The following is a 1,894-nucleotide window of genomic DNA, read 5'->3' on the forward strand; positions in this document are numbered from 1 at the left end:
CCAGCAGGTCGTATTCCCGTGAATCGCAGTCCTTGATCAGCATGGGCGCCTCTGGATTAGAGCATTCATATATAACTCAGTGTAGTGCTCTATTCGCAATCTTTCTTGCCTCTGACTCCGCGGGAGAATCCGCCAGCGGATAGCGGATGACAGTGAAGAAGGCTGAGGGTCATCACTCCTGCGCTGTCTGAGGCGCGGCCTCCCGGTAGGGCAGCATTGCCGTCACCTGCTGACGCGCCTTGCTGAGCCAACGTGCCTCCTCCTCGACCGCCTCTGCCACCGCCTCCTGAAGCCCGGGATGCATCAGCCAATGCAGCGACCCGGTGGCATACGCCGCGAAACCGCGACTGATCTTGTGCTCACCCTGGGTGCCGGGATCGAAGCGCTTGAGCCCTCGCTGCAGGCAGAATTCGAGCCCCTGGTAATAGCAGACCTCGAAGTGCAGACAGTCGGCATGGACTTCGCTGCCCCACCAACGACCATACAGGCAATCACTGCCGATCAGACACAAGGCTGCCGCCACCGGCGCGCCCTGCTCATCTCGCGCCTGCACCAGCAGCAACCGCTCGGGCATGCTGCGCCTGAGCTGCTGGAAGAAATCGAGCGGCAGATAAGGGCGCTGGCCGCGCTCGAGATAGGTCATGCAGTAGCAGCGGTAGAAGGCCTCGATATCGTCAGAGCCAATCTGCGCTCCCTCGAGCCTGGCCAGCGTGAAGCCTTGCTCGGCGACCTTGCGCCGCTCGCGCCGGATCTCCTTGCGCCGTTTGGAACGCAGACTCTCAAGCCAGGTGGCAAAGTCCGGCTCGCCGCGTGACTGCCAGTGATATTGCATCCCGGGACGCGAAATCAGCTCCGGAATCGCCGCCTGCCAGTCTTGCCGCTCCTCTGCCGAGACAAACAGCAGATGAAACCCGCTGTGCTCATAACGACGTAGCGCGCTACCCGGCTCAGCCGCGGGTGCGATGCCAGCCTTGAGATGCGGCCATAACCACTCAAGCAAGGCACGCCGGGCTGCGGGCGACGCCAACTGTGGCGAGGTGACAAGGCGTGGGCCATCGCTGGGAGTGAACGGCACGGCAGTCAACTGCTTGGGATAATAGCGCCCACCGGCCTGCTCCAGGGCCTCCGCCCACTGCTGGTCGAACACATATTCGCCACGCGAGTGCAGCTTGAGATAGCGCAGCAGCCCCGCCAGCAAGCGGCCGTCGGCGTCTCGCACTACCAGATGGGCAGGATGCCAGCCACTGCCGGCGCTGGCCGCACCGCAGCTTTCCAGCGCGCTCAGATAGGCATGCTGCAGAAAGGGATAGTCATCGCCTGCCAGCGCATTCCATTCACTGGCGGTGAGGGCGTCGAGGGAATCCAGCACCTCCAGGCGCCAGCCCTGCTTCTCTGCGGCATCTGCGGCGCTCGCAGCCTGCTGCTGGTCTGTTACCGACCCTGGCGCCGCCGGTGCCGCCGCCCCTGTCGCAGCCTCATCCTCTGCCTGCCATTGCCCTGTCACCGCACTCTCCTCATAGTCTTGCCATGCCCACCGCTGGTGCAGACATGCCGCACATCCCAGGACATGCTAGTGTGTCGTCATGATGCAGGACAACGAGACCCACATGACAGAGACTCCCACGCCGCCCGACGATACGTCCACGAGCGGCTCACAGCCCCAGGGGCGCGCTCAAGAGTCCTCGCAAGGGCCCTCTCAAGGGCCTTATGCGCCGACCCCGCCCGCGCAGGACACCCACGCCAGCACGAATCTCATGGCAGTGGCCGCCTTTGCCCTGAGCGTGCTCGGCTGCCTGCTCGCGCCTGCGGCACTCGGCGGCGTCGTGTGTGGCCACATTGCGCGCAGCCAGATCCGCCGCAGTGGCGAAGCCGGTGACAGCTGGGCCCTGGCCGG

2 protein-coding genes are annotated in these 1,894 nt (G+C 64.5%); one reads left to right on the forward strand and one right to left on the reverse strand.

The features are described 5' to 3' along the window. Nucleotides 1–172 precede the first annotated feature (172 nt). On the reverse strand, nt 173–1,504 hold the full coding sequence (locus AC4FAH_RS00970) for a GNAT family N-acetyltransferase (protein ID WP_490245558.1): 1,332 nt from the start codon (nt 1,502–1,504) through the stop codon (nt 173–175). Between the two features lie 250 nt (nt 1,505–1,754). On the opposite strand from AC4FAH_RS00970, the gene AC4FAH_RS00975 reads away from it, so the two are divergent. Further along, on the forward strand, nt 1,755–1,894 hold a 140-nt coding region (locus AC4FAH_RS00975), incomplete at its 3' end, for a DUF4190 domain-containing protein (RefSeq protein WP_490245565.1).

The sequence above is a fragment of the Cobetia sp. genome (assembly GCF_983723665.1).